Source organism: Brevibacillus jepli (assembly GCF_047229145.1).
Classification (GTDB): Bacteria; Bacillota; Bacilli; order Brevibacillales; family Brevibacillaceae; genus Brevibacillus.
Genome location: NZ_JBFEFW010000020.1, coordinates 63,247 through 85,088 on the forward strand (window position 1 = coordinate 63,247; position 21,842 = coordinate 85,088).

The following is a 21,842-nucleotide window of genomic DNA, read 5'->3' on the forward strand; positions in this document are numbered from 1 at the left end:
ACGTCCTTTATTTTAATACCACTATTCTAGCATGTTTTGGGTCTGTCGTGAGTCCAAGAAAACGGTCATGACCGTTTTCTTGACCGCAAGCGGTTGCATCCACTTTTATGAAAAACGTCGAGACGTTTTTCACAGAAAAAAGACACCGGAATGCACCGATGCCTTTTTTCCTTCATGCATCTTTTCGCAACCAAATGCGTCTCATCTGATGAATAAAAAACGGATACTTTTCATCCTGTACATCGGTATTCACCATTTCCTGTTCACACCTTTGACAGATAAACTGCTCACAAATGGCGATTCCGTCATTCTGCTCCTGTTCACAGACGATACATCGCTGAGCAACTTTTTCCATAGTGAAAACGCCTGCCCTTTTCCTCAATATACCAACCATTATACCCCATTATAATCAGCATCATTCCCAAACGTTCGTGTTTTCGCCGATAGCTCGGTAACCTTGGAAATAGGACTGGGCTTCCTGTATAGGGAAGCAAGCTGCTGCATCAATGACGTAGGACTGCCTCATTCCGTAAACGAGCTCGGGCAACGGAAGCTCAGCGATGACCGTTCCGGCGCTATTGCCAATCACGAGCAAATCTGCATCCTTTACAGCTTCCTGCCACGAATCGCATAACGTCCAACGTGCCATTCCTTCGTTCGGAATTGGCTTGTCCTCCCCCGTATAGACCGTCACATCTTTTTCATCCAACCAATCAGCCGGCATCTGCTCCCATAGCGCATACGCTCCCCATAGAACAATCCGTTGTATATTCGCTTTTTGCAGAGAGACTCTACATTCTTTTTCTAACCACCTGCATATGAGCGACGAGTCTGGCCGAGAGGGGAATAGCCAACCCTGACCGACTCGTTTGTCCATCCCAAGTGCGCGACTGACCTGCTGCAAGGAAACACCTCTCTCGTCGCATCTGTTACCCAGCTCGATATAAAACTGCTCCTTCCACGCCAAATATAGGGGCAATTGTCGAAGCGCTTCATCTACTTCGCGCATCCCGCATACCATGGACACCAGGGAGTAGCGACCGAGCAATCGGCAGAGGAAACGCATCCATCTACCATTTGGGTCACCTCCAAGCAACACACGCTCAGGGGTGAATAAAGCCATCCGAACGAGCTCATATCCCTCAGCCTTCCCGAATTGTGAAAGCAAAATATTCGCCCAGTCGTATGGAACCTCGCTTCCGTAGACGAGCGTGAGCCACGAACCCGTACCCGGCTGCTGTTTTCTTTCCCTTAACAGCTTGCCGTCACTTTCTTTTGTCAGTAGAAACCCATCGACAACTTCTTGCGTGGCATCTGTACTGCAAACAACCAGCTCAATTCCACATGCTCCGAGCTCATTGCCGAATCTGGTTACGACCTCCTCAGAAATGACCCACAGCCTCATGCTTTCCTTACACAAGCGACCTCCTCCTCATCATGATCAAACAATTCATATTCCATTTCATTCCTTTTATCCTGCCCATAAATATAAGAAAAAGCCGTCAGTCCCCATGCCAGACGAACGGCTTGTTTCATTTGTTGTACGAGCTTTCTCAAGATTTGCGACTGTGCGATAATGGAAATGCAGACTTTCACTCACCTAGACCGTCGTAAAAGGAAGTGACTTCTTTGAAGGAAACCGCAGCCCATACGATCTATAGCTACAAGCTTCTCTATCGTTTTCGCTGGCAACTCGTCGGGTATTTATTTCAACTGTTGTTAATAGGCTTGTCCCTTATCTCGCACTCTTTCTTGCTCCAAGTTCCAGCTTATAAGCTAATTGTTACTCTGGCGATCCTACCTGTAATACCGATCTGTCACCTTGTCTTATTTCGACTGTATGCTCATCTGCGTGGCCATAAGCCAAAGACTACGGCTAACATGCTCGTCTCTCCATGGTGGGGAGCAGGCTATCCGCTTCCCGTGCCGCTATCTGTTTATCGTGCCAGTGAGCTGACGGTAATCGGCGGAAGCGTTGCTGTGGCGGCCGGGGCTTACGTGTGGCTTTCCCAAGGATACGGGCTCACCTTAGTCAGCGGAACGTTGATTGTCGCATTGCCACGACTCTTCGCCCTACTTGCTTCCTTTCGTCAGCCTAGCCACAGTCGGGTGAAATACGAGGATCGAGGTGTTGCCTTTTTGCTTACAGATGGGTAATCGAAGCCACATACGTTTACATAATCCATAGCTTGATCACTACTAACGCAGCCAATCCAGGCAAACGGAGAAGTCCAACGAGCAAAGCCGTTACCGGGTTGATCGGAATGTGAAAGTTAGCCAGCTCTCCAACCAGATTGGTGAAAAACAGCAGTAGTGCGCCAATCACGACTTGCATGATCCCGAATCCAATCCACCTGATCGGGCCCGTGACAGATTTGCTGGCGGCGATCACCAGCAAAACTCCAACTACAATCAGAGCTATAATCCACCCTGTAGTCATCGGCTTTCCTCCTATGCATGCCTACGATTCAGCTCGCGTTTTGCTTGCGCCAACAAATACATATAACGCTTTTCGGTCACATGCAAATAATAAATGGCATCATCTATGCCGCCATCCGGTTCACTGATCTCCACGAGATGGCGGGCATGCTGCCAGTCCATTCGCGCCTGATTGACGGCTACATCCAAGCTATCTTCATTCCACTCCACCACGTACCGCGCTTTTTTTCTCCACCTACTCACCTGCATCCCCCTCAGTTGAAGTAGTAAAGTACGCCTGTCATGTTGTTCACCGCATGCAGCAAAACGGCTCCCCAAATGGATTGATACCGATGCCGGACAAACCCGAGTAAAAGTCCAATGACAAAAAGAGGAGCGAACAGAGCAACATCCATATGCAGAAGACCAAACCAGAGACTGCTCAGGATGATGCCCAAGATTGACCCAATTCTCTGAACCAGATAAGTCTGAATGACACCGCGAAACAAAATCTCCTCCGCAATCGGTACCAATATGCCAATGACCAGAAGTGAAGTGAGAGCCGCCAGAATATCCGTTTCCTTCGCTTGCACGATCTCTTTTTCGATCTGTTGCTCCCGCTCCGATGAGAGTGAGAGTCCAAACCAGTCTGCGATCGGATTGGTCACCACTGCATCCAACACCAGTGCAATCAAAAGAAACAACACAGCGAGCATCACAAGCATCCGGCCCAGTCGTACCGGTCGGCAAACGCCGATTTCCCCCAATCGTCCACGGAACCACAGTGGGATCAAAATCAAGAGGAACAATTGAAAAATAGCTGATTCCAACACGCCTCCGATCGTGCCTGTGGAAAAAATGGTACCTTCCAGCACGAGCCCGTACAACAGCAGTACCCCCGTTTGAAACATATGCAACCATGCCACAATATGCAGCACGTCATTACCCGTAAGCTCATGATATCCCCATAGCCATAACGTCTGCCTTCTCTCTTTGAGCAGGCTTACAATGAAACCAACGGTCGCAATTACGCTGAGTACGGTCACTGCAAAAACAAGTAATCCTAGCCATACTTCCGGTTGCCCGACGGTGGAAGCGACCCACTTTCCGTCTTCTCCCTTCTGAAAACGAATCATGGAAAACTCCGCAGCAAACATGAGCCAATACCCAATAAACAGCATGATTGCCCACGGAGTGGACTTTTGTCGCTGAACTCCACTCGCAAGCGACAGCCCTGGTCCTGTCAGCATCTCCTCACGCTCCTATTTCACTGTATGTCTCGTCCATTCAAAAAAGTCCGCCATTTCCTATCATTGTTGCAAAGCTTTTGCCTCTGCTTCGGCTACTTGCTTGATATATTCATTGCGCGTCCGCAAAAACCGCCTCATATACGCCTCCAAGAACAGCCAATCTGCGAGTTTTCCCAAGATACCCAATGGGGATGTGTAATCAAAGATATCAATCATCCTCGTCAGATTGTCCGTTACAGGAATGAACTCATGCCTATGATGAAAGCGTTTGAATGCCCCAGCGACCATCTCATCCACGAAATAACGCGGCTCGTCCATCTCTGTTATTTTCGCCGTCAAATTCTGCTTAATGCCGAAGTGAACAGCTTCCCAGGTAACAGACTCTCCCAGGTTAATCAGTCCGCTCGTTACTCCACCAATCGCCTTCTCCCTCGTACTGGCAGTCGATTCCATGTGCAAATCGATGCTTCTCGCTGCATCGAAGCAAGCTTGTTGCGGAGCATGTATCAGAAACTCCATGCGAATAACCGGCATGCTGCCTCCTCCTAAAAAGAAAAAAAGACAGGCAGACCCCGTCTTCTTCTCTATGTTTATCTTACTATTATCTAGGATGTAAACAATCGTCCTTTATAGATCGCGTCTGCCTTCCAATGCTTTGGTCAACGTGACTTCATCGGCATACTCCAAATCTCCACCGACTGGCAGGCCGTGAGCAATACGTGTCACGCGAATGCCAAAAGGCTTAATCAAACGGGAAATGTACATCGCTGTCGCTTCCCCTTCGATATTCGGATTGGTCGCCAAAATGACTTCCTTCACCTGTTCGTCACCGAGGCGCTTCAACAGGTCCGGAATGCGAATATCCTCCGGTCCGATCCCATCCATAGGAGAGATCGCCCCGTGCAGGACGTGATAGTACCCTTCGAACTCCCGCGTTTTCTCCATTGCCACAACATCTCGCGGCTCTTGCACCACACAAATAATAGAGCCATCGCGACGTTTGTCCCGACAAATATGGCATGGGTCCAAATCGGTAATATTGTTGCACACTGAGCAGTAGTGAAGCTGACGCTTGGCATTGACCAATGCCTTTGCCAAGTCCAATACGTCATCCTCTTTCATATTGAGCACAAAAAAGGCAAGTCGCCCAGCCGTTTTGGGACCAATGCCGGGCAGCTTCATAAAACCTTCAATTAGCTTTGAGACCGGTTCTGGATAAAACATCGCCTATTCCTCTTTTCCTGCCCATTTTTAGAACAGGCCTGGGATGTTCATGCCTCCGGTAAATTTGCCCATTTCTTTCCCCATCATTTCATCTGCTTTGCGCAATGCATCATTCACTGCAGTCAACACCAGGTCTTGCAGCATTTCTACATCTTCAGGATCAACTACTTCTGGTTTGATCACGATGTCTTTGATTTGCTTATGTCCATCCACTTTTACAGTGACAGCACCGCCACCTGCAGAGCCTTCCACAAATTTATCCTTCAAGCCTTCTTGCGCTTTTTGCATTTCTTCCTGCATTTTTTTCACTTGCTTCATCATTTGTTGCATTTGTTGCATGTTTTTCATTGGGGTATCCTCCCTAAATGGTTATGGTTTATGGATTAATCTTTTACTTCAACAAGGCCTTCACCCACGAGCTTGATAGCTTCCGCTAAAAACGGGTCCTCTTCGGGCTCATCAGAAGCATCCTTTTGCCCAACCTGCTGGTCCACACTTTGCCATTCTTCCTCCATGACGGACAATAGCTGCATCGGCCTTCCCAGCACAGTTGACATTACACGCTCAACGACGCTCCTCAGCTCTGGCTCCATCGTCTTATCGCAATGGATGGCACTTGAGAAGGTAACAACTACAGCTTCATTGCTGGCAGCTATTGGTTGACCATTGACTAGCCATGCTTGGTACTGGATTTTGATTTTTTTCAGTTCGGTCAAAATCTGGCTCCACTGCCCACGCACCTGTCTAGTCAAGTTCTCATCCTGCGCCTTGGCTACTTCCCTGACTCTACCCAGTGGGGTTCGCGAGCCACCTGAAGCCGCAGCTATACGCCTAGGCTCAGGCTTGCGAGTTTCCTCGGCCGCTTGCTGACCCGGTATACTAACCTGTCCTTGCATCACTTGAACGAGACGCTCTTCCAATACGCGAATACGATTGGACATGGCCGTCAGTTCTTCACTGTTGATCGGTGAGGTTCCGACTGACTCTGTTGCATTCGTATTTGGTTGGCACATTTTCACGAGGGTGAGCTCGACCAGTACTCTCGCGTAGGTCGACCATTTTAATTGCGATAAAGCCTGATTGCAAGTCTCAATCGCTGCGTAAAGCACCGGAAACGAGTACAGCTTCGCGACTTCCGCGAACTGATCGTCAATCATGGTCCGCTCCACAATCTCTTCCAGCTGCGGTGCTGTCTTCAATAACAGCATATCGCGATAGTAGTAGAGGAAATCGTGCAGGAACTGTTCCGGATCCTTACCTTGCACCATCACTCGATCAAATTGCTCCATGACCTGTGCGACATCGTTTTCGGCAATATGTCGAGCAAGCACAGAAAAGTAAGATTGGGCAACAGTGCCCGTAATCTGCATAATATCACTAGCACGAACCTCGTCCTTGCTATAGCTAATCGCTTGGTCCAACAAGCTAAGCGCATCACGGGCTCCACCTTCAGCCATCTTTGCTACGAGCTGCAGAGCCTGTTCCTCCACCCGCACCCCTTGTGATTGGCAAATCCTTTGCAAGAGATCAACCATCACTTTCAGCGGGATTCGGTGAAAATCAAATCGCTGACAACGAGAGATAATCGTCGCTGGCAGCTTGTGCGGCTCTGTCGTCGCCAAAATAAAAATGACGTGGGACGGCGGCTCTTCGAGGGTTTTTAACAAAGCGTTAAATGCCTCTGTCGTCAGCATATGCACCTCATCAATGATGTACACTTTATACCTGACGTCGCTAGGGGCGAATTTCACTTTGTCGCGAATGTCGCGGATCTCTTCAACACCACGGTTGGACGCAGCGTCGATTTCCAGCACATCCGTTACAGAACCGTTGGAGATGGCTCTACACGTTTCGCATTGATTGCATGGCTCGCCATCGATTGGCTGCTCGCAGTTCACTGCTTTCGCCATAATTTTGGCTGCACTTGTTTTTCCCGTACCTCGGGGACCGTTGAATAAATAGGCATGGGACAGCCTATTTTCGCGTAAAGCATTACGCAAGGTTGTCGTAACATGCTCTTGTCCGACTACATCTTGAAAAGTTTGTGGTCGGTATACGCGGTATAGCGCGGTATAAGCCATGTTCGTGTGACACTCCCCATCTGCACAGTCCTCTTCTATATCCTATACAGTATACACGATTGCCACCGTTCGTACAAAGTGAACGGCCATGTCTCACAGAAAAAAACGCCCCGTTCACAATTGTCCGGGACGCACTCTACGCTTAATACGGCAGCATGATATGGAAGGTCGTCCCAAAGCCTTTGGAGGAGACACGGATTTGTCCACCAACATCGTGAATGATTTTTTGGCAGACAGATAATCCGAGTCCTGTCCCTTCCTCTTTTGTCGTAAAAAACGGATCAAAAATCTTATCGATAATGTAAAGCGGGATACCTGGCCCTGTATCGTGGATGTCTATGCTCACTTTGTCGCCATCCTGATCGATATGATGAGAAATCCGAAGTGTCCCTTGCTCTCCCATTGCTTCTATTCCATTTTTGCAAATATTAATGAACACCTGCTTCAAAAGCTCGGTATCGCCGACAACCATCGGAAGCTTGCCGCGAGAGACAAACTGGACATCGATTCCGTACAGATTCGCCTGCGACTCGACAATCGGCAAAATTTCTTCGAAAACGGTATTTAAGTCAATCATGGAATATTGAATGTTACGTGGCTTGCTCAACAACAGGAATTCACTAACTAATGAATTGATTCGATTGATTTCGGTGAGCATGATCTCGGTGTACGTTTTTTCCCTGTCCATGCCGCTGTCACTGAATGACTTGAGGAACATCTGCAGAAACCCTTTAATGGAGGTAAGTGGATTGCGGATTTCGTGCGCGGTACCGGCTGCAATCTGCCCGATCATTGCCAAGCGTTCATTCCGCTCGAGCTTTTGTGCAAAGGATCGCAGATTTGTAATGTCTTTAAAAAGGATAAACGCCCCCACTATCTTCCCTGACTCGTCTTGGAGCGTGTTGGCATCGACAATCAGCTCATAGCGTTGGTTGTCATTTGTCCAGGAAGTCGCGACATTTTGCAGCTTTACGCCTTCTAGCAGTTCTTTTTTTATGAACCGATGCGGTTCCGGGATGCCGCTAAATACTTGATCGACGTGCTTATTGATGACATCCATTCTCTCCATACCCAGCAGCTTGCACGCCGTCTGACTGGCTTCGATGATGATCGATTTTTCATCGAGGAGAAATAACCCCATACTCGTATCATAGGTCAGTTTCGTCAGCAATCGTTGCGACAAAAGCTGATCACTTTCTTTTATCAGGTGGGGAAAATGAATCATGTAAAAAAGTTCTTCAGCTTGCTGAGCCATTATCATGACAGGTGTGTTCCTACATCTTCCTTGTTGATCACACCATTCTAGTTCTACCTCGCCTTTGGTTCCCACCTCTTCTTCCTTTTGCAAATACTCTTGATAAAGGTGTTCCATGGAACCTCGATGGGGAAGAAGTGTTCTGATAGGCTGATTGACAAGTTGATCGCGTGAATATCCGGTTACACGAAGCAGTTGTTCGTTGACCTCCATGATACTACCCGCTTGATTCACCAGTAAAACGGCAGTAGGCAGTTGATGCATGAACCGCTGCAATCGTCCGGACGAGCCAACGAGATGTAACGAAGAAAGTGCACTCATAGCTTGTCCCTCCTGGCCTATGACGTATTTGAAAGGAAAGAAATTCAATCACTTTCCGTTCTATTAAGAAAATTCGTGAAAGCACTCTCAAAACCTGCATCTATCCACCTGGAATGGATAGAAATGTTTCGCTAGTTATCGTCAAATTCCAACAAAAAATAATTGGATCGTAAAATAAAAATAGCATGCTTCCCTTAGGAAACATGCTATCTGTACATGCGTGATAAGTACCGTGCACCTATCTTCGATAATTCTCATCCAAGCGTTACTTATGGTAGCAGCTCAGAGCAGGCTACCCTGCGGCACACGCGATGATCCACTTATGGCTGCTTCCTTCCGGACCTGACCAGGTTCATGGGTTCGCGTTGCACAGGACCCGCTCCTCAACACCGCCGCCATAAGGCAGCCTCACATAAGAAAACCTAGGATAGGAATTCAACCCTGCTATTGCGGATTGCAGGTTACAGGGCACCGCAACCTCCCCGTCTAGCACGGTAGAATTAGAATACCAAAGTTAGTAGCCGATAGCAAGGAGTAAAGCTATCCAGTGCTAGGAAATCTCCCTATCCTTGCTAACTCTTCCCTTACAATCCGTCGGTTGTGTAATCTGGACAGCCCCATCCTCAAAAGCCTTCTTAAAAACCGCAACGATGGAGGGATCGAACTGCGTTCCTTGGCATCGCATGATTTCTTCGTACGCCTCCTTTGCAGACATGGCTTTGCGATAGGAACGTGTAGAAGTCATCGCATCAAACGTATCTGCTACGGCTAGAATACGCCCAATCAATGGGATCTCTTCCCCTTTGAGCTGATCAGGGTAACCATTGCCATCCCATCGCTCGTGATGATGCCTTACCCCTGGACTGACATGTGACAGGTTTTCGATCTGCTCCACAATTTCTGCACCGATCATGGAATGTCTTTTCATGCACTCATACTCGTCCGGCAATAGCTTACCGGTTTTTAAAAGGACGTGATCGGGTATGGCTACTTTTCCGATATCATGCATTAAACCAGCATAGCGTAAATCATCGCGCGAAAACGCAAGCTGCTCGTGCTCTTGTAAATAATCGTGAATGATAAGTGCGTAGTGCGTAACCCTTTCTGTGTGTCCTGCTGTATAGGGGTCCTTCATCTCTACTGCCAAATAAAAGCTGCGAACGATTTGATCCAGGCTCTTTTGCGAATGTTCCAGCTCTCGGGCAATTAATGCATGCATCTGTTCTGCCATGGTGTTGAATTTATTTTCAAGCAACGTGATTTCTTTCATGCCCTTTATCGGAACACGTATGGAAAAATCGCCTTGCAACAACGAGTCAGTGGCAGACACCAGGTTATAGATCGGCTCACCAATCCATTTTGATAATCGATGAGACACATAACAGGAAAATAAAACAATCAAGAAGAGGGTGAAAAAAAAGATAAGATTTAATCGTTCTAAACGTTCATTAATACCCTCTCTGGGCAACCACTCAAAATAAACACCACCGCTTTTTTCTGATACGCTGCGATATGCGTAAATGTCCTTGCCTTCGATAAGCAAAGACAAGACCCCATCTTCTTCTGAATGCTCCGACTGACTGTGTACCATTTCATAATGAGGAAGCACCGAAACATGGTTGCCGAGCATGGTTTTATCCGTATGAATCAAAATGGTTCGGGAGGGTGAAAGGACCATCATGTCATACTCTTTGGGCACAACGTACGTACGAATCCAGTCTGTCAGCTTATCCAGTTTTATTTCCACTAATAAAAGCCCCGCAGATAGATGATTCGAATCATCCAGGCGCTTCCCGACAAAAAATGATTTTCGGCTCCCCGCATGCCCTTTCATGGCAAGCAAATCTACCTTGTTTTCTCCGATCCCCCATTGTTCCCGTTCTAGCAAAGGCAAATGGTTTTCTTCACTCCACCTTTTGTCCTCGCTTAAGGATAGAACATTCCCATCGTCACCCAGAAAAACAATATCTCCTACTACTTTTTGGTTGCGAGCGAAACGTTTGAATAGATTCTGTACGGATTGTTGCGTTGTCCATTCACGCCTGAAGCCATTCCTCTTTACATTTACAGAAGATGGTTCCTCTGACATACGCAAGGCTAGTTTATTTGCCAATTCGTCGGTATCCTTTTGGATAGACTGAAAAAGAGACATAAGTCGTTCATCGACAAGCCCCATATTGGCATCCATGTTCGTCTCGTACAGTTCAAATACTGCCTCTTGGGCTTCTGCATAAAAAAGGAAGCAGATAAGAAGAGTAGGGGTAAGAATTAACAATAAAAATGTGGAAAATAATCGATCCCTCCACTTCAGGTACACAAGCCTCCTCCTTTTTTCTGAGCTGTTCACTTCACTATTTCCCGCTAGGATCAAACGTAAAACTTTGTTCGAATCAAAATGGCAATCTTCTTCCTCCATAGACAAACGGACGCCTTCGTAATATCCTAGCTAAGAATTACAATCAAATGTAAGGAGATACTTCATATGAGATACATCCTCCTGGTTTTTCTCGGGGCATGTAGCTACGGCATACTATCCACCATAGTAAAACTTGCCTACAAACAAGGATATTCGCCCGCAGAAGTAATCGGTGGTCAAATGTTCTTGGGCTTTGTACTCACGTGGATACCCGCACTTTTCTTCATGCGGACCAAGCCTACCATTCGCCAGCTGTTATTATTGGTCGCAGTTGGTCTTGCTGTCGGTTCCACGGGAATTATGTACTACAACGCCCTGCAGTATATCCCTGCCTCCATCGCCATCGTCCTCTTGTTCCAATTCACGTGGATGGGAGTACTCGTTGAAGCTGTGATGGCTCGGCGGCTGCCTGGAAAAGAGACGATTTTTTCTCTCGTATTGCTGTTGATAGGAACCCTTCTTGCAGGAGGACTCTTTGAAAGCGGCGGATTGGCCCAGTTTCATATCCTGGGTGTCGTATTCGGTCTTCTCTCGGCCGTTTCTTTTACGTTGTTTATTTTGTTCAGCGGGAAAACCGCCATTGCTGTCAATCCGTGGATTCGTAGCTCCAGCATGGCGACTGGCTCTTTTCTGTTGGCCAGCCTGATTTACCCACCCGTTTTTCTCTTCAATGGGGCATTGTTTGACGGGTTATTTCCATACATATTTTTGCTCGCCTTTTTCGGTATTTTGATCCCGACGGTTTTTTTCAATTATGGTATGCCCCACATAGGACCGGGAATGGGAGCTATATTAGGAGCAGCTGAGCTGCCTATGGCTGTGCTCTCCTCGTATATCATTTTGAATGAATCTGTTTCGATGCTCCAAGTAAGTGGTGTCGTGATCATTTTACTCGGAATCATCTTGCCGGAATGGCTGCGCCAGCGTAACCTTCGCAAAAACACAGCATAATCGTTGCCCGTAACCCATCCACTGTGCCAAAGCTACTGCATGGGGGTGGGTTTTTCTATCATAAAAAGCAAAAAACCTCTGCTGCACACAGAGGATAGCTGACTCCTTTATTCTTTTATGAAAGATTACTCTTGTCGATCACGATCGATCATCAGAGGCTGCGGCGCAGCTGCCATGCTTTTTTGTTTTCTCCAAACGGTAAATCCATAATAAGCAGCAGCAATAAGAACCAGTACACCTAAGACAGAGAAAATCACGGTTCGATTATTCAACAAGGCCACATAGGAAGTAAGCATCTCCACCTTATTTCCCATGAAATGACCGACCAAAAACAAGACCAGCGTCCAGACAAATCCGGTTGTATACGAAAACAGGGCATACCGTGGAAACGTCATTTTCCCGATCCCGACCAAGTAAGGAACCACATGCCTGACGACAGGAAAGAAATAGCTGATACATAGGGCATAGCTTCCGTACCGATCGAGCAGCGACTGCGCTTGATCTACGTATTTGTTCATTCCTTTTTTCCGACTAATCCAATTCAGTGCTGGTGCACCTAACCATCTTCCCAGCACATATCCCAATGAAAGCCCAGAAACGACACCCAGATAGGTCGCGATAAATGCAGGAATAACATGCAGAAGCCCCATCGAGGTCAGCACTCCCGCAGACAGCACGATCACCTCGTCAGGAATCGGCATACCGACAATCCCTAGCCATAACATAAAGAAAAGTGCAAAATAGCCAAACTGACCCACAGACTCGGACAGCATATCGACAATCATCTTGAAATCCTCCTATCCGACACCCTTGCCATCATCCTTCCGACAGATGTAAACAAACGCAGGTGGCAGATTAAATGGAACCATCTTCACAGAAACTTGCTCAAACACAGTGGAAAGCTGCTTCTTCATTTGCAGCGAGTATTGAAAGGCGACAAATACTCCGCCTGGTTTTAGCGCATGATATACCTGTTCCATGATCTGATCTCGCAGCTCTTGCGGAAAGTTGGCAAATGGCAATCCGGACAAAATACAGTCGGCCTTGCCCAATCCCGCTTCCGTAAGAACCCGATTTAAATCTACCGCATCCTCGTGGAATCGTACATCGGGAAATAGTGGCTCCAGCCTTTTGCGCATTTTGGTCTCTTTTTCAAAGGAAACCAGGACGGCTTCCGGTCGTTTCATTTGCTCTATCCATTTTGTAAAAATACCAGTTCCTGCTCCTAATTCCACAATCGTATGTGCCTGGTCCCAATCGATGGGCGCAACCATTTGTTTGCAAAGCGCACGGGAGCTAGGAGTGATACTGCCAACTTGACCTGGTGACTGCAAAAAATTAAAGAAGAACATCAACCGATCCTTCATGCTGGATGGATGATGACAATCGATCATCATGTCTATATGCTCCCTTCTTTCGCTTGTTTAATCTCCATCATATCCAAAAAACATTACGAATTATCAACCAAAAACGAAAGATTTTCTTACTACTATAACAGTAAACCATTGGAAATTAAAATTCCTCCGTCTATAGTCGGATGAAAGATCACGCTCATGATGGTTTTTGACACCCTAGCATTGCGCTACAATGACAGTAGATCGAGTTTACCATCTCATCAAGGAGGACTTATCTATGGATTATAAAGGTGTAAAAGTCATAACGCACGCTAGTACTTTTTTTGCACCTATTCTTGTGCCCATTCTGGTCTGGCTGCTCGTACAAAATCGTGAAGCCAAGAACATGGCGTTGCAAGCTTTGCTGTTCCACATCATCATGACGGTGCTCATCAGCATTTCCTGGTTTTTCACATTCTTGCTGATCGGAATTCCGTTCTTGATTGTATTTGGACTGATGGCGATTTACTACCCGATTAAAGGGATCATTTACTCCATAAATGGCCGACCGTTCTACTACCCGTTTGTTGGTCGGATTGGCAGATAAGCCTGTTACAGATCAAAGACCAGCTTCCTAATTAAAAGGATAGCTGGTCTTTTGATATCGTAGTGTCTTTCTTCGATTCGGGATTAGGAGCCTACAGTGAGGCGCTCATTGCAATGCTTCGGACTTTCGATTTCATCGAGCATGGCTACAGCGTAATCGGCATAGCTCACATAGCTCTGTCCGCTAGCGTTTACTAACAGATGATCTTTTCCAAGTCGGTACGTACCTGTTCTCTCCCCTGCTGGGTCAAAAAAGGCAGATGGACTGATATAGGTCCATTGAATATCGTTTGACTCTTCCAATACACGCAAGTATTCTCCATGCTTTTGGGCAGTTGCCAAGTAAGCTTTAGGGAAATCAGGAGTTTCCACTAGACGCAGTGTTTTCGCCTCGTCTACGAACAAACTACCTGCACCACCTACGACGAGCAAACGTGTAGAAGGAGCCCCCTTCAACGCTTCAATCAAAACCTTCCCAGATTCTACGTGCAAATGTTCTTGACCTGCTGGAGCACCAAAAGCATTCACTACTACGTCAAAGCCGTTCAAATCTGCAGCAGTCAGGGCAAACACATCTTTCTCAATCACGGCTACGTCAGTATTCTCCATTTTGGATGCATCACGCACAATCGCTGTCACTTGATGTCCACGATCCAGCGCTTCTTTCATAATCATCTTTCCTGCTTTACCGGTTGCTCCTACAATTGCCATTTTCATGATTACATTCCCTCCGTTTTGTATGTGTTATTGGTTAATTGGTTTTATATAGTTGTAACAACATTAGTTACAACTGTTTTAAAAAGAATAGGCGTTACATTGCACCGCCTTGTTGTAATCATTTTAGTTACAACGAAACAAAATGTCAACCCTGTTTATTCATCCCACGAAAAAAGCACCCGCATATCCAACAATACGCAGGTGCTAGATGTTACTTCTTTTTCGTTGGACCATTCCAGGTAATGAACCCGCCTTGTAGATGGGCCATCTGAGGAACGCCGTGTTTCTTCAATATTTTTGCCGCTTGCTTACTGCGCATCCCGCTGCGGCAGTATAGCAACACATCGTTTTTGGCCGAAATTTCTTTTACGCGATTACTGAGCTGAGACAACGGGATGTTCACCGCTGTTGGAATATGACCACCTTTAAATTCGTGTGGCTCACGTACGTCGATGAGCAGTACCCTGCTTTTTTGATTGACGCGTTCCTTGAACTGATCTGGCTTAAGATTCTCTAATCCCTTCACAGGAAGGAAGCGAGAGACCAAGTACCAAATAATGATCGCGTAGGCTAACAGCAAAAGAATCGTAGTGAAACTCATAGGAAACTCCTCCCCAAAATCGGTTTAACGGCTCTTCACCAGCAGTTCTACCGCTTCTTTCACCAGCTTGCTCGTATCTCCTCCTGCAGCCTGCTCTTCTAACAAACAACGTTGAAGGTTTTCAGCCACAATCTGAGCAATGGCCTTGTCTGAAGCATTGCGGACGGCGGAGAGCTGCGCTACGACATCTTTGCAGTTTTTCTGCTCGTCCATCATTTTCAGCACACCGCGAACCTGTCCTTCGATTCGGCGTAAACGTCTTTTGATATCGTCACTGTAGTTGTAATCCATATGAATTCCTCCTGTTTCAACACAAGGCATACGTATACAGGTATCTTATGCGAAATACAGGCATTGTCAAGCCAAGCGCCTGTTTACTTTAAATGAACAGATTCACTTTTGCCTGTGTCGCATCCCCCAAATAAGCGGCTACGCCTGCATACTCCATTCCGTCGAGTAATTCCTCTTGCTTGAGTCCGAGCAAGTCCATCGTCATCGTACAAGCGACCAGCTTAACTCCCTGCTCCTGCGCAAGCTCGATGAGCTGCGGTAGCGTGAGTGCATTGTGCTTTTTCATGACGTGCTTGATCATCGCAGGTCCCATGCCCATCATGTTCATTTTAGACAGTCCGAGCTTCTTGGCACCTCTTGGCATCATCCAGCCAAACGCTTTTTCAAGCCAGCCCTTCTCTACCTTTACGATCTTGTCCTTACGCATCGTGTTCAGTCCCCAGAAGGTGAAGAAAATCGTGACATCGTGATCATATGCCGCAGCACCGTTCGCGATAATAAAGGCTGCTATCGCTTTATCCAAGTCACCGCTGAACAGAACAATCGTCGTTTTTTCTTTTTGCTTTTCCATGATAAGAACACTCCTTCTATATACATATACTTGTATAGGTATAAAAATAGGCGAAAGAAGCTTTTGCAACGAAAAGCATCTTTCCTTACAGAATATCGCTCCAAATCTTGATAGCCGTTCCACAGATCAGAACAATCAGTCCATATCGCAAATACTTCACATCACTCTTCGCGCTGACCATGCTGCCCACCGGCGCCCCCAAAACACTTCCGATAACTGTATACAAAACGGGCAGAAGCGGAATTTGCCCACCTGACAGCTTCCCGATCACACCACCAATTGCGGAGATGAATACAATGGCCAAAGAAGAGGCAATAGTCACCCGCGTAGGAATTTTCAGCACGGTCAGCATGATCGGAATGAGGATAAATGCTCCTCCTGCACCTACGATCCCAGATACAATCCCCACTGCAAATGCAGCTCCGGCAGCAAGGAAGCGGTTGTAGCTAACTTCTCCTGTTACCCCTTCCGATCCCTTGTTTTTCACCAGCATCAAAATCACGGCGATGATCGCCAGTATCCCGTACACCAAATTAATGCTGTCGTTCGACAAGTATTGAGAGAGTGCCGCACCGATCAGACTTCCTCCCAAGATGCTTACACCCATATCTCTAATGAGTCCTTTATGAATCAGGGGAGAGTTTTTCCCGTTTCTTTTGCGGAAAGCCAATACCCCAGACAGCGACGCGAAAAATACTTGAAACATGGATATCACAGAAACTTCCTGGGCGGTAAACTGCGCGACACCTAATGCCGGTGGTATAAACAGGAGCATCGGATAGCTGATAATCGCCCCGCCAATCCCGAGCAATCCGGAAAAAAAGGAGCCGACAAAACCGAGTGAGACCATAAGCAAAAGCAGCAAAACGTCCATATATCCTCCTTGTATTCCTACCTAACACATCGGAATGCTCAACCCACTTTTCAAATGAATCATCTTCAGGTAAAATCAATACCAAGTAAATAACTATGAATAAGGTGATTTAAATGGTTCGCTTTTGGAAATCCATTTTTCAGCATCGCTGCCCTACCTGCAAAGAGCCGTTACACTCGCAGCAAAATGCCTTGTTCAATGAAAAACAATGCCCCAACGGCCACTACAAAGAAGAAATTTATACGCACCTCGGCGTACGGATTGTCTATGAAAATCAGGAGTAAGCGAACACTGTAAATTGTGCCCGCTTACGTCCCCCTTACAGCTTTTTCACAATAAATTTATACACACCGTTCTCAACCTCATGTGAAACCAGTTCATTTCCGGTTTGCTTGACCCAAGCCGTGAAATCATTCAAAGAACCTTTGTCAGTCGAGAGTACCTCCATGGTTTGACCCGCCTGCATTCCGTCTATTGCTTTTTTGGCTTTTACGATCGGCATTGGGCAAGCCAGCCCTTTTGTATCTACTACAATATCCGCCATGTTTCATTCCTCCTGTTATATAAGTGAGCGTTCAAAAAGTCGACTTTTCTCCATTATTTATCGTGAATGGCGCAGCGATTTGGCCCTACTTCCATCTCTTGCTGTTCCTCTTCGCTCGGTTGTAATTTTCCCATGTTCACTTGACGAATTTCTTGATACGCATTCGGCTGCGGCGGTAAATGATGCGTAACGATATGCCGGAATTCAGCTTCATCCGCAATCGTGAGCCCTGGATTATTGCGATACAAATCTCCCAAGCGAGCAGATACGACACCCATTGGTCCAATTTCGGTATAGCTGCCAAAATGAGCAGGCAACACGACTAAATGCTCAGGAAGCTCTTTATATCGATTATACAAGGTGTTGTGCAGGTCTCCTACCCAATCTTCTGCCTTCCCAGCCAAATCCGGCCGCCCGATCGAGGCTACGAACAGACTGTCTCCCGTGAGAAAATACGTATCATCGACAATCAGTGACGTACTCCCTATGGTATGTCCGGGGGAATAGACCGGCAGGATCGCGATATTGGTTGTGCCCACCTGGATTTCCTGCCCTTCCTCTAGCTTACGATAGGAGTACGTAACTTCTTCCGCATCTTTTTCTGGAAGCCAATACGCTGCATCCAAACGATCTGCCAGCTTCTTTCCACCGGAAATATGGTCGGCATGCAGATGGGTATCAATCGTGTGCTTGATCGACCATTGATGCTTTGCGGCAAAGGCTTCGTACGTATCTGTCATCCGTAGTGTATCAACGACAGCAGCTTCTTCCCCAGATACAATCATGTAAGACAAGCAGCCTTTTCCAATGCGGACAAACTGATAGATTGCACCGCCATCACGGAGGTCACCCACCTTCACTGGCTCCAGATGCTCACTCCACGCCTTCATTCCTCCTTGCAGGTAAGAAACATCCGTAAAACCAGCTTCTGCTAGCATCTCTGCGACAAAAATGGACGAGCCCTCTTTCGCACAGACGACCAACACTTTCTGTTTCACGGGGATTTTCTCGCGTACAGCGTCGACCCCGTCCAGCAAATCAAAGTAAGGGATGTTCATGCTTACTACACGATGCCCTTCGATTTGCCAAGCCTCGTAATCGCTTGTATTGCGTACGTCGAGAATAAACAATTCCTCCTGTGCAAAAAGAAGCTGCGTTAGCTCGTGTGCTGTCATCGCCTTCACGCTTGTTTTTTGTTCCATCATCTTTATCTCCCCCTTATTGTTTTTCTGCCGGGCCATTCCAGCCGGACATACCGGGTACCACATTAGTGATTTTCGTAAAACCTTTTTCGGCCAGCAACTGACAAGCCATGTCGCTGCGTTTGCCGGATCGGCAGATGATATAGATGTCGTCATCGGGCTGTAATTCATCTAAGCGCTTTTCTAATACTCCCAGGGGTATTGAAATGGCTACAGAAATGCGGTGAAAAGCATATTCTGCCGGTTCTCGTACATCAATGAGCGTCAGCTTCTCTTTCGCTTCCAGCTTTTTCTGCAGTTCTTCATTGGAAATGGTCCGCATGAAGTTCGTCTCCTCCTTCACCTCATGGATACTTGCTTTTCGCAGGAAGTGCTTTAATACTTCCCCCTCCTGAATCGTGCCTAAATAATCATGTCCCGTATTGTTTGCCCAGCTCTTCAAGTCCGCTATGGACCCTTTATCTGTCGCTTGTACCTCCATCACTTGGCCAGAAAGCATCTCTTCCATCGCTTTTTTCGTGCGTACGACCGGCATCGGACATGCCAAGCCTTTGCAATCTATCGTTTTATCAGCTGTAAAAGTCGGTTGTGCAGACATTTTGTCTACCTCCTACGTTTTTGGTGAAAAGATGATGAGGTAATCATATACGTATACCCCTATGGGTATTATAATATGTGCCGACATTATCTTTGTCAATAGGGTAGGCGTGACCGACCTATTCCTTGATACGTATTTTCTTAGAAATGATCTTGTATCGACATGGAGGGGCCCAATGAAACTAGCTGAACGGATAAAGGAAAAGAACATGAAGTCAACAGAGCTGTCTATTTGGGGACCGTATTTACGGGAAGAATGGGAGAAGCATTTCGCAAGCCATCTTACCGAAGAAGATAAAGACAAGATTTATCTCAAATATAAAGACGGCTACCAGGGGTACCTGTGGCATTTATTTAGCAATAAACAGAGAGACTGTCTTGAACGCGAGGAAGCGAATGAAGCCTTTCAAAAAGTAGCCCCTGAGTCGTACTATGTGTTTTACCAGCTTTCTAACGAAGTGTTGATCTTGGAAAATGCCGCGGAGTTTATGGTGGAGGACTTGGAAGAGGAATACGATGTTTACGTAGTTGATAAGGATTTTACGTGGACGTATGTGAAAACCCATGAAACTGAGTGGTGTGGGCCTTATTTTTGCAGGAAGTAGATTAATTAAAAGTAAGAAAGGAAGCATTCTAGATACCCTTATGGGTATCAATGCTTCCTTTTTTGATTCATGGGTTGATCATCATTGATGAAGATACTGCAAACTTTTTTCCATGATCTCTTTAAATGGAGGAGCAACTACCTTGCTTACCCCAAATAAACCAGGTAGTTCTGTCTTCGGGTCATCAACAGCTACGTAAACCAACAGCTTTGGATCATCACTGGGGGCAAATCCGATAAAGGATAGGGTATATTTCCCTTCGATGACTTTCCCTTGTTCGTCGCGTTTTTTTACTACCCCTGTTCGCCCAGCCACTGAATGTCCTTCTATGGAAAATGCTTTACTCGATCCCGCTGTGCGGCTAACAACCGATTCCAAAATCTCTCGAACCTGTTCAGCTGTTTTCTCTGATATGATTTGACGGCCCTTTTCCTTGTTTGCATGAACCTGCTTAGCCATGTGTGGTCTCAACAACTCGCCACCGTTGGCAATGGCGCCGACTGCTGCTACCTGCTGAATCGCCGTTGCAGAACCAGCCTGTCCCGTAGCAGCCATTGCAACATTGTATGGGGTGTCCATTTTTGGCAGTTCGCCAGCCTCTTCCCCAAAAATATCGGTGTCCGTATCGGCTCCAAAGCCAAATCGTTTTAAATATTCCTGAAGCGAATCCTTTGGTAAACGTTCATAGCCGAGCTTGGCGAATGCGACATGGGAGGAGCGCTGGATTCCCTCTTCATACGTAATCTTGCCCCACCCGATCCCATTGTTGTGGTCTTTTATGAGCTTTCCTGGAGTGATCTCGTACGTTCCAGAGTCATACGTCTCATAGCCATTATACTTGCCCTCTTCAATAGCCGCCGCCAGCGTCACGATTGGGAACGCGACAACCGGGTCAGGATTCGCTCGAACTGCTTCTGCCAACCTGTCAGTGTCTTCATCATTACTTCGATTCCCCATAGCCAGTATCTCACCGGTATTCGGATCGGTTACGATGATCGTCATGTTTTCTGGAGAATAGACTGCGTTTGTTTTATCTAGTGCTTCATCGACATACGCACCAATTTGGCGATCGAGTGTCAGGACAGTTCCTGAAGGCATTATGATTTCCGAAGCGCTTGTCTTCTGACTCGCATCTGTATTCCCTTGCTGTACGATTGGTTCGGATCGACTTAGCTGGGAAGGAATCATCTGATATCCGATCAACAAAAATGCACATGATGCGACGATGCCTCCGATCACCCTTCGATACATTTTTCGGCGTTTCAATCGGGTGAGCAGCTCCTTCTCTTGACGGATATGTCGCGCGATGTCACGTCGTTTGTCCTCATCCATCCGTAGTGTCGGAAATGACTGAAGGATTGTGCCTATCTCATTTTCTTTAGAAGATTGCGTCATGCAGATAGACCTCCCTGCCACTATTGCTGATTTGTTTTTGCAGCTCCTTGATCGCGCGATGCAGTGTCGTACTGACTTTTGCTTCGCTCCATCCCAAAATGATTGCTGCCTCTTCTGTAGATACGCCCTCGATCAAACGCAGAATCAAAACTTCCCGATACGTCCTTTTGAGCTGATTCATTACTTCATATACCTCCTGCAATTGTTCCTTCAGCACCAATGCTCTCTCAGGCGTACGCTCTTTGGAACGGAGGAATCGGAGGACGTTTTCTGGGAACCAGTCCAACATTTTTTGCTTTCGCCTATAATCGATTGCTGTATGGCGTGCGATAGTCAAAAGCCACGTCTTGGGCTGTGCTCGCCCCTCGTAATCGGGTAGCGCTCTGAGTGCCTTCGCAAAAACTTCCTGAACCAAATCCTCTACATCTCTTCGCCCGGTAAAATATGCGATGTAGCTGTAAATATCATGGCCATATTGCTCGAACCATCGCTCTATTCGATCATCTGCATCCATTGGTCCGCTCCTTTTTTTGATTTCGTATACTTATTAGACGAAAAAAATTGATTTGCTTACAGTTTTTGTTATACA

The 21,842-nt window shown here is 46.7% G+C and carries 29 protein-coding genes and 1 other RNA gene; 5 read left to right on the top strand and 25 right to left on the bottom strand.

What is annotated here, in order from left to right; all coding sequences use genetic code 11:
- Positions 1-172 precede the first annotated feature (172 nt).
- Genes AB1L17_RS20715 through AB1L17_RS20725 form a run of 3 tightly spaced genes read right to left on the bottom strand, consistent with a single transcriptional unit; the run spans position 173 to position 1,596 of the window.
- Positions 173-355 carry a sigma factor G inhibitor Gin gene (locus tag AB1L17_RS20715; protein ID WP_007719893.1) on the bottom strand — a complete coding sequence of 61 codons (183 nt, stop codon included), beginning with the start codon at positions 353-355 and terminating at the stop codon, positions 173-175.
- 60 nt (positions 356-415) lie between these two features.
- Positions 416-1,420, bottom strand: coding sequence for a hypothetical protein (locus tag AB1L17_RS20720; protein ID WP_412847008.1), 1,005 nt, complete (start codon positions 1,418-1,420; stop codon positions 416-418).
- Complete coding sequence (locus AB1L17_RS20725; RefSeq protein ID WP_412847007.1) at positions 1,402-1,596, bottom strand: hypothetical protein; 195 nt, start codon at positions 1,594-1,596, stop codon at positions 1,402-1,404. The genes AB1L17_RS20720 and AB1L17_RS20725 overlap by 19 nt, the downstream gene beginning before the upstream one ends.
- 24 nt (positions 1,597-1,620) lie before the next feature.
- Between AB1L17_RS20725 and AB1L17_RS20730 the strand changes: the two genes are divergently transcribed.
- Complete coding sequence (locus AB1L17_RS20730) at positions 1,621-2,157, top strand: hypothetical protein (RefSeq protein ID WP_412848882.1); 537 nt, start codon at positions 1,621-1,623, stop codon at positions 2,155-2,157.
- Between the two features lie 16 nt (positions 2,158-2,173).
- Here AB1L17_RS20730 and AB1L17_RS20735 read toward each other — a convergent pair whose 3' ends face one another.
- The 10 genes from AB1L17_RS20735 to AB1L17_RS20780 all read right to left on the bottom strand — a co-directional run bounded on the left by AB1L17_RS20735 (position 2,174) and on the right by AB1L17_RS20780 (position 10,866).
- Entirely contained in the window at positions 2,174-2,440 is a 267-nt protein-coding gene (locus tag AB1L17_RS20735; protein ID WP_412847005.1) for a pro-sigmaK processing inhibitor BofA family protein, read from the bottom strand.
- Between the two features lie 11 nt (positions 2,441-2,451).
- Entirely contained in the window at positions 2,452-2,682 is a 231-nt protein-coding gene (locus tag AB1L17_RS20740) for a DUF2508 family protein (protein ID WP_412848883.1), read from the bottom strand.
- 11 nt (positions 2,683-2,693) lie between these two features.
- Entirely contained in the window at positions 2,694-3,668 is a 975-nt protein-coding gene (locus tag AB1L17_RS20745; RefSeq protein WP_412847003.1) for a CPBP family intramembrane glutamic endopeptidase, read from the bottom strand.
- Between the two features lie 60 nt (positions 3,669-3,728).
- Positions 3,729-4,202 carry an SRPBCC family protein gene (locus AB1L17_RS20750; protein WP_412847002.1) on the bottom strand — a complete coding sequence of 158 codons (474 nt, stop codon included), beginning with the start codon at positions 4,200-4,202 and terminating at the stop codon, positions 3,729-3,731.
- A 93-nt stretch (positions 4,203-4,295) separates the two neighbouring features.
- Complete coding sequence (recR, locus tag AB1L17_RS20755) at positions 4,296-4,892, bottom strand: recombination mediator RecR (RefSeq protein WP_049742884.1); 597 nt, start codon at positions 4,890-4,892, stop codon at positions 4,296-4,298.
- 27 nt (positions 4,893-4,919) lie between these two features.
- A complete protein-coding gene (locus AB1L17_RS20760) occupies positions 4,920-5,231 on the bottom strand; it encodes a YbaB/EbfC family nucleoid-associated protein (RefSeq protein ID WP_412847064.1) in 312 nt (103 codons plus the stop codon).
- 44 nt (positions 5,232-5,275) lie between these two features.
- On the bottom strand, positions 5,276-6,973 hold the full coding sequence (gene dnaX / locus AB1L17_RS20765) for a DNA polymerase III subunit gamma/tau (protein ID WP_412847001.1): 1,698 nt from the start codon (positions 6,971-6,973) through the stop codon (positions 5,276-5,278).
- 142 nt (positions 6,974-7,115) lie between these two features.
- Positions 7,116-8,549 (bottom strand): PAS domain-containing sensor histidine kinase, encoded by a 1,434-nt coding sequence (locus AB1L17_RS20770; RefSeq protein WP_412847000.1) that lies wholly within the window; start codon positions 8,547-8,549, stop codon positions 7,116-7,118.
- Between the two features lie 230 nt (positions 8,550-8,779).
- Positions 8,780-9,044: signal recognition particle sRNA large type (gene ffs, locus AB1L17_RS20775), an RNA gene on the bottom strand.
- Positions 9,045-9,099: 55 nt separating this feature from the next.
- Positions 9,100-10,866, bottom strand: coding sequence for an HD-GYP domain-containing protein (locus AB1L17_RS20780; RefSeq protein WP_412846999.1), 1,767 nt, complete (start codon positions 10,864-10,866; stop codon positions 9,100-9,102).
- Between the two features lie 165 nt (positions 10,867-11,031).
- Here AB1L17_RS20780 and AB1L17_RS20785 point away from each other — a divergent pair, with 165 nt between their 5' ends.
- On the top strand, positions 11,032-11,916 hold the full coding sequence (locus tag AB1L17_RS20785; protein WP_412846998.1) for an EamA family transporter: 885 nt from the start codon (positions 11,032-11,034) through the stop codon (positions 11,914-11,916).
- Positions 11,917-12,041: 125 nt separating this feature from the next.
- On the opposite strand, the gene AB1L17_RS20790 is transcribed toward AB1L17_RS20785, so the two are convergent.
- Positions 12,042-12,701 carry a DedA family protein gene (locus AB1L17_RS20790; RefSeq protein ID WP_412846997.1) on the bottom strand — a complete coding sequence of 220 codons (660 nt, stop codon included), beginning with the start codon at positions 12,699-12,701 and terminating at the stop codon, positions 12,042-12,044.
- Between the two features lie 12 nt (positions 12,702-12,713).
- The gene (locus tag AB1L17_RS20795; protein ID WP_412846996.1) at positions 12,714-13,313 is read right to left on the bottom strand and encodes a class I SAM-dependent methyltransferase; all 600 of its coding nucleotides are present in this window, start codon (positions 13,311-13,313) and stop codon (positions 12,714-12,716) included.
- A gap of 235 nt (positions 13,314-13,548) precedes the next feature.
- On the opposite strand from AB1L17_RS20795, the gene AB1L17_RS20800 reads away from it, so the two are divergent.
- Positions 13,549-13,857, top strand: a complete 309-nt coding sequence (locus tag AB1L17_RS20800; protein WP_412846995.1) for a magnetosome magnetite crystal formation protein family — start codon at positions 13,549-13,551, stop codon at positions 13,855-13,857.
- 83 nt (positions 13,858-13,940) lie between these two features.
- Here AB1L17_RS20800 and AB1L17_RS20805 read toward each other — a convergent pair whose 3' ends face one another.
- The 5 genes from AB1L17_RS20805 to AB1L17_RS20825 all read right to left on the bottom strand — a co-directional run bounded on the left by AB1L17_RS20805 (position 13,941) and on the right by AB1L17_RS20825 (position 16,910).
- Positions 13,941-14,573, bottom strand: a complete 633-nt coding sequence (locus tag AB1L17_RS20805) for an NAD(P)-dependent oxidoreductase (RefSeq protein ID WP_412846994.1) — start codon at positions 14,571-14,573, stop codon at positions 13,941-13,943.
- Between the two features lie 211 nt (positions 14,574-14,784).
- Positions 14,785-15,174, bottom strand: coding sequence for a rhodanese-like domain-containing protein (locus AB1L17_RS20810; protein WP_412846993.1), 390 nt, complete (start codon positions 15,172-15,174; stop codon positions 14,785-14,787).
- A 24-nt stretch (positions 15,175-15,198) separates the two neighbouring features.
- Complete coding sequence (locus tag AB1L17_RS20815; RefSeq protein WP_412846992.1) at positions 15,199-15,465, bottom strand: metal-sensitive transcriptional regulator; 267 nt, start codon at positions 15,463-15,465, stop codon at positions 15,199-15,201.
- An 88-nt stretch (positions 15,466-15,553) separates the two neighbouring features.
- On the bottom strand, positions 15,554-16,036 hold the full coding sequence (locus AB1L17_RS20820) for a DsrE/DsrF/DrsH-like family protein (protein WP_412846991.1): 483 nt from the start codon (positions 16,034-16,036) through the stop codon (positions 15,554-15,556).
- Between the two features lie 85 nt (positions 16,037-16,121).
- Positions 16,122-16,910 carry a sulfite exporter TauE/SafE family protein gene (locus AB1L17_RS20825; protein WP_412846990.1) on the bottom strand — a complete coding sequence of 263 codons (789 nt, stop codon included), beginning with the start codon at positions 16,908-16,910 and terminating at the stop codon, positions 16,122-16,124.
- A gap of 113 nt (positions 16,911-17,023) precedes the next feature.
- On the opposite strand from AB1L17_RS20825, the gene AB1L17_RS20830 reads away from it, so the two are divergent.
- Positions 17,024-17,194, top strand: a complete 171-nt coding sequence (locus tag AB1L17_RS20830; RefSeq protein WP_412846989.1) for a hypothetical protein — start codon at positions 17,024-17,026, stop codon at positions 17,192-17,194.
- A gap of 35 nt (positions 17,195-17,229) precedes the next feature.
- Here AB1L17_RS20830 and AB1L17_RS20835 read toward each other — a convergent pair whose 3' ends face one another.
- Genes AB1L17_RS20835 through AB1L17_RS20845 form a run of 3 tightly spaced genes read right to left on the bottom strand, consistent with a single transcriptional unit; the run spans position 17,230 to position 19,254 of the window.
- Positions 17,230-17,454, bottom strand: a complete 225-nt coding sequence (locus AB1L17_RS20835) for a sulfurtransferase TusA family protein (protein ID WP_412846988.1) — start codon at positions 17,452-17,454, stop codon at positions 17,230-17,232.
- Between the two features lie 53 nt (positions 17,455-17,507).
- Complete coding sequence (locus AB1L17_RS20840; RefSeq protein WP_412846987.1) at positions 17,508-18,659, bottom strand: MBL fold metallo-hydrolase; 1,152 nt, start codon at positions 18,657-18,659, stop codon at positions 17,508-17,510.
- Positions 18,660-18,672: 13 nt separating this feature from the next.
- Positions 18,673-19,254: a sulfurtransferase TusA family protein gene (locus AB1L17_RS20845; protein WP_412846986.1), complete on the bottom strand. Its 582-nt coding sequence runs from the start codon at positions 19,252-19,254 to the stop codon at positions 18,673-18,675.
- 175 nt (positions 19,255-19,429) lie between these two features.
- Here AB1L17_RS20845 and AB1L17_RS20850 point away from each other — a divergent pair, with 175 nt between their 5' ends.
- Positions 19,430-19,858: a DUF4275 family protein gene (locus AB1L17_RS20850; protein WP_412846985.1), complete on the top strand. Its 429-nt coding sequence runs from the start codon at positions 19,430-19,432 to the stop codon at positions 19,856-19,858.
- Between the two features lie 81 nt (positions 19,859-19,939).
- On the opposite strand, the gene AB1L17_RS20855 is transcribed toward AB1L17_RS20850, so the two are convergent.
- A complete protein-coding gene (locus tag AB1L17_RS20855; RefSeq protein ID WP_412846983.1) occupies positions 19,940-21,253 on the bottom strand; it encodes a peptidoglycan D,D-transpeptidase FtsI family protein in 1,314 nt (437 codons plus the stop codon).
- Positions 21,237-21,767, bottom strand: coding sequence for an RNA polymerase sigma factor (locus tag AB1L17_RS20860; RefSeq protein WP_412846982.1), 531 nt, complete (start codon positions 21,765-21,767; stop codon positions 21,237-21,239). Before AB1L17_RS20860 ends, AB1L17_RS20855 begins: the two co-directional genes overlap by 17 nt.
- Between the last annotated feature and the right edge of the window lie 75 nt (positions 21,768-21,842).

Excerpts from the sequence above, each read along its gene's own strand:
- AB1L17_RS20715 (WP_007719893.1), bottom strand. The coding sequence starts at position 355 with ATGGAAAAAGTTGCTCAGCGATGTATCGTCTGTGAACAGGAGCAGAAT.
- AB1L17_RS20735 (WP_412847005.1), bottom strand. The coding sequence starts at position 2,440 with ATGACTACAGGGTGGATTATAGCTCTGATTGTAGTTGGAGTTTTGCTG.
- AB1L17_RS20745 (WP_412847003.1), bottom strand. The coding sequence starts at position 3,668 with ATGCTGACAGGACCAGGGCTGTCGCTTGCGAGTGGAGTTCAGCGACAA.
- AB1L17_RS20750 (WP_412847002.1), bottom strand. The coding sequence starts at position 4,202 with ATGCCGGTTATTCGCATGGAGTTTCTGATACATGCTCCGCAACAAGCT.
- recR (WP_049742884.1), bottom strand. The coding sequence starts at position 4,892 with ATGTTTTATCCAGAACCGGTCTCAAAGCTAATTGAAGGTTTTATGAAG.
- AB1L17_RS20760 (WP_412847064.1), bottom strand. The coding sequence starts at position 5,231 with ATGCAACAAATGCAACAAATGATGAAGCAAGTGAAAAAAATGCAGGAA.
- dnaX (WP_412847001.1), bottom strand. The coding sequence starts at position 6,973 with ATGGCTTATACCGCGCTATACCGCGTATACCGACCACAAACTTTTCAA.
- AB1L17_RS20770 (WP_412847000.1), bottom strand. The coding sequence starts at position 8,549 with ATGAGTGCACTTTCTTCGTTACATCTCGTTGGCTCGTCCGGACGATTG.
- AB1L17_RS20785 (WP_412846998.1), top strand. The coding sequence starts at position 11,032 with ATGAGATACATCCTCCTGGTTTTTCTCGGGGCATGTAGCTACGGCATA.
- AB1L17_RS20790 (WP_412846997.1), bottom strand. The coding sequence starts at position 12,701 with ATGATTGTCGATATGCTGTCCGAGTCTGTGGGTCAGTTTGGCTATTTT.
- AB1L17_RS20795 (WP_412846996.1), bottom strand. The coding sequence starts at position 13,313 with ATGATGATCGATTGTCATCATCCATCCAGCATGAAGGATCGGTTGATG.
- AB1L17_RS20800 (WP_412846995.1), top strand. The coding sequence starts at position 13,549 with ATGGATTATAAAGGTGTAAAAGTCATAACGCACGCTAGTACTTTTTTT.
- AB1L17_RS20805 (WP_412846994.1), bottom strand. The coding sequence starts at position 14,573 with ATGAAAATGGCAATTGTAGGAGCAACCGGTAAAGCAGGAAAGATGATT.
- AB1L17_RS20810 (WP_412846993.1), bottom strand. The coding sequence starts at position 15,174 with ATGAGTTTCACTACGATTCTTTTGCTGTTAGCCTACGCGATCATTATT.
- AB1L17_RS20815 (WP_412846992.1), bottom strand. The coding sequence starts at position 15,465 with ATGGATTACAACTACAGTGACGATATCAAAAGACGTTTACGCCGAATC.
- AB1L17_RS20820 (WP_412846991.1), bottom strand. The coding sequence starts at position 16,036 with ATGGAAAAGCAAAAAGAAAAAACGACGATTGTTCTGTTCAGCGGTGAC.
- AB1L17_RS20825 (WP_412846990.1), bottom strand. The coding sequence starts at position 16,910 with ATGGACGTTTTGCTGCTTTTGCTTATGGTCTCACTCGGTTTTGTCGGC.
- AB1L17_RS20830 (WP_412846989.1), top strand. The coding sequence starts at position 17,024 with ATGGTTCGCTTTTGGAAATCCATTTTTCAGCATCGCTGCCCTACCTGC.
- AB1L17_RS20835 (WP_412846988.1), bottom strand. The coding sequence starts at position 17,454 with ATGGCGGATATTGTAGTAGATACAAAAGGGCTGGCTTGCCCAATGCCG.
- AB1L17_RS20840 (WP_412846987.1), bottom strand. The coding sequence starts at position 18,659 with ATGATGGAACAAAAAACAAGCGTGAAGGCGATGACAGCACACGAGCTA.
- AB1L17_RS20845 (WP_412846986.1), bottom strand. The coding sequence starts at position 19,254 with ATGTCTGCACAACCGACTTTTACAGCTGATAAAACGATAGATTGCAAA.
- AB1L17_RS20850 (WP_412846985.1), top strand. The coding sequence starts at position 19,430 with ATGAAACTAGCTGAACGGATAAAGGAAAAGAACATGAAGTCAACAGAG.
- AB1L17_RS20855 (WP_412846983.1), bottom strand. The coding sequence starts at position 21,253 with ATGACGCAATCTTCTAAAGAAAATGAGATAGGCACAATCCTTCAGTCA.
- AB1L17_RS20860 (WP_412846982.1), bottom strand. The coding sequence starts at position 21,767 with ATGGATGCAGATGATCGAATAGAGCGATGGTTCGAGCAATATGGCCAT.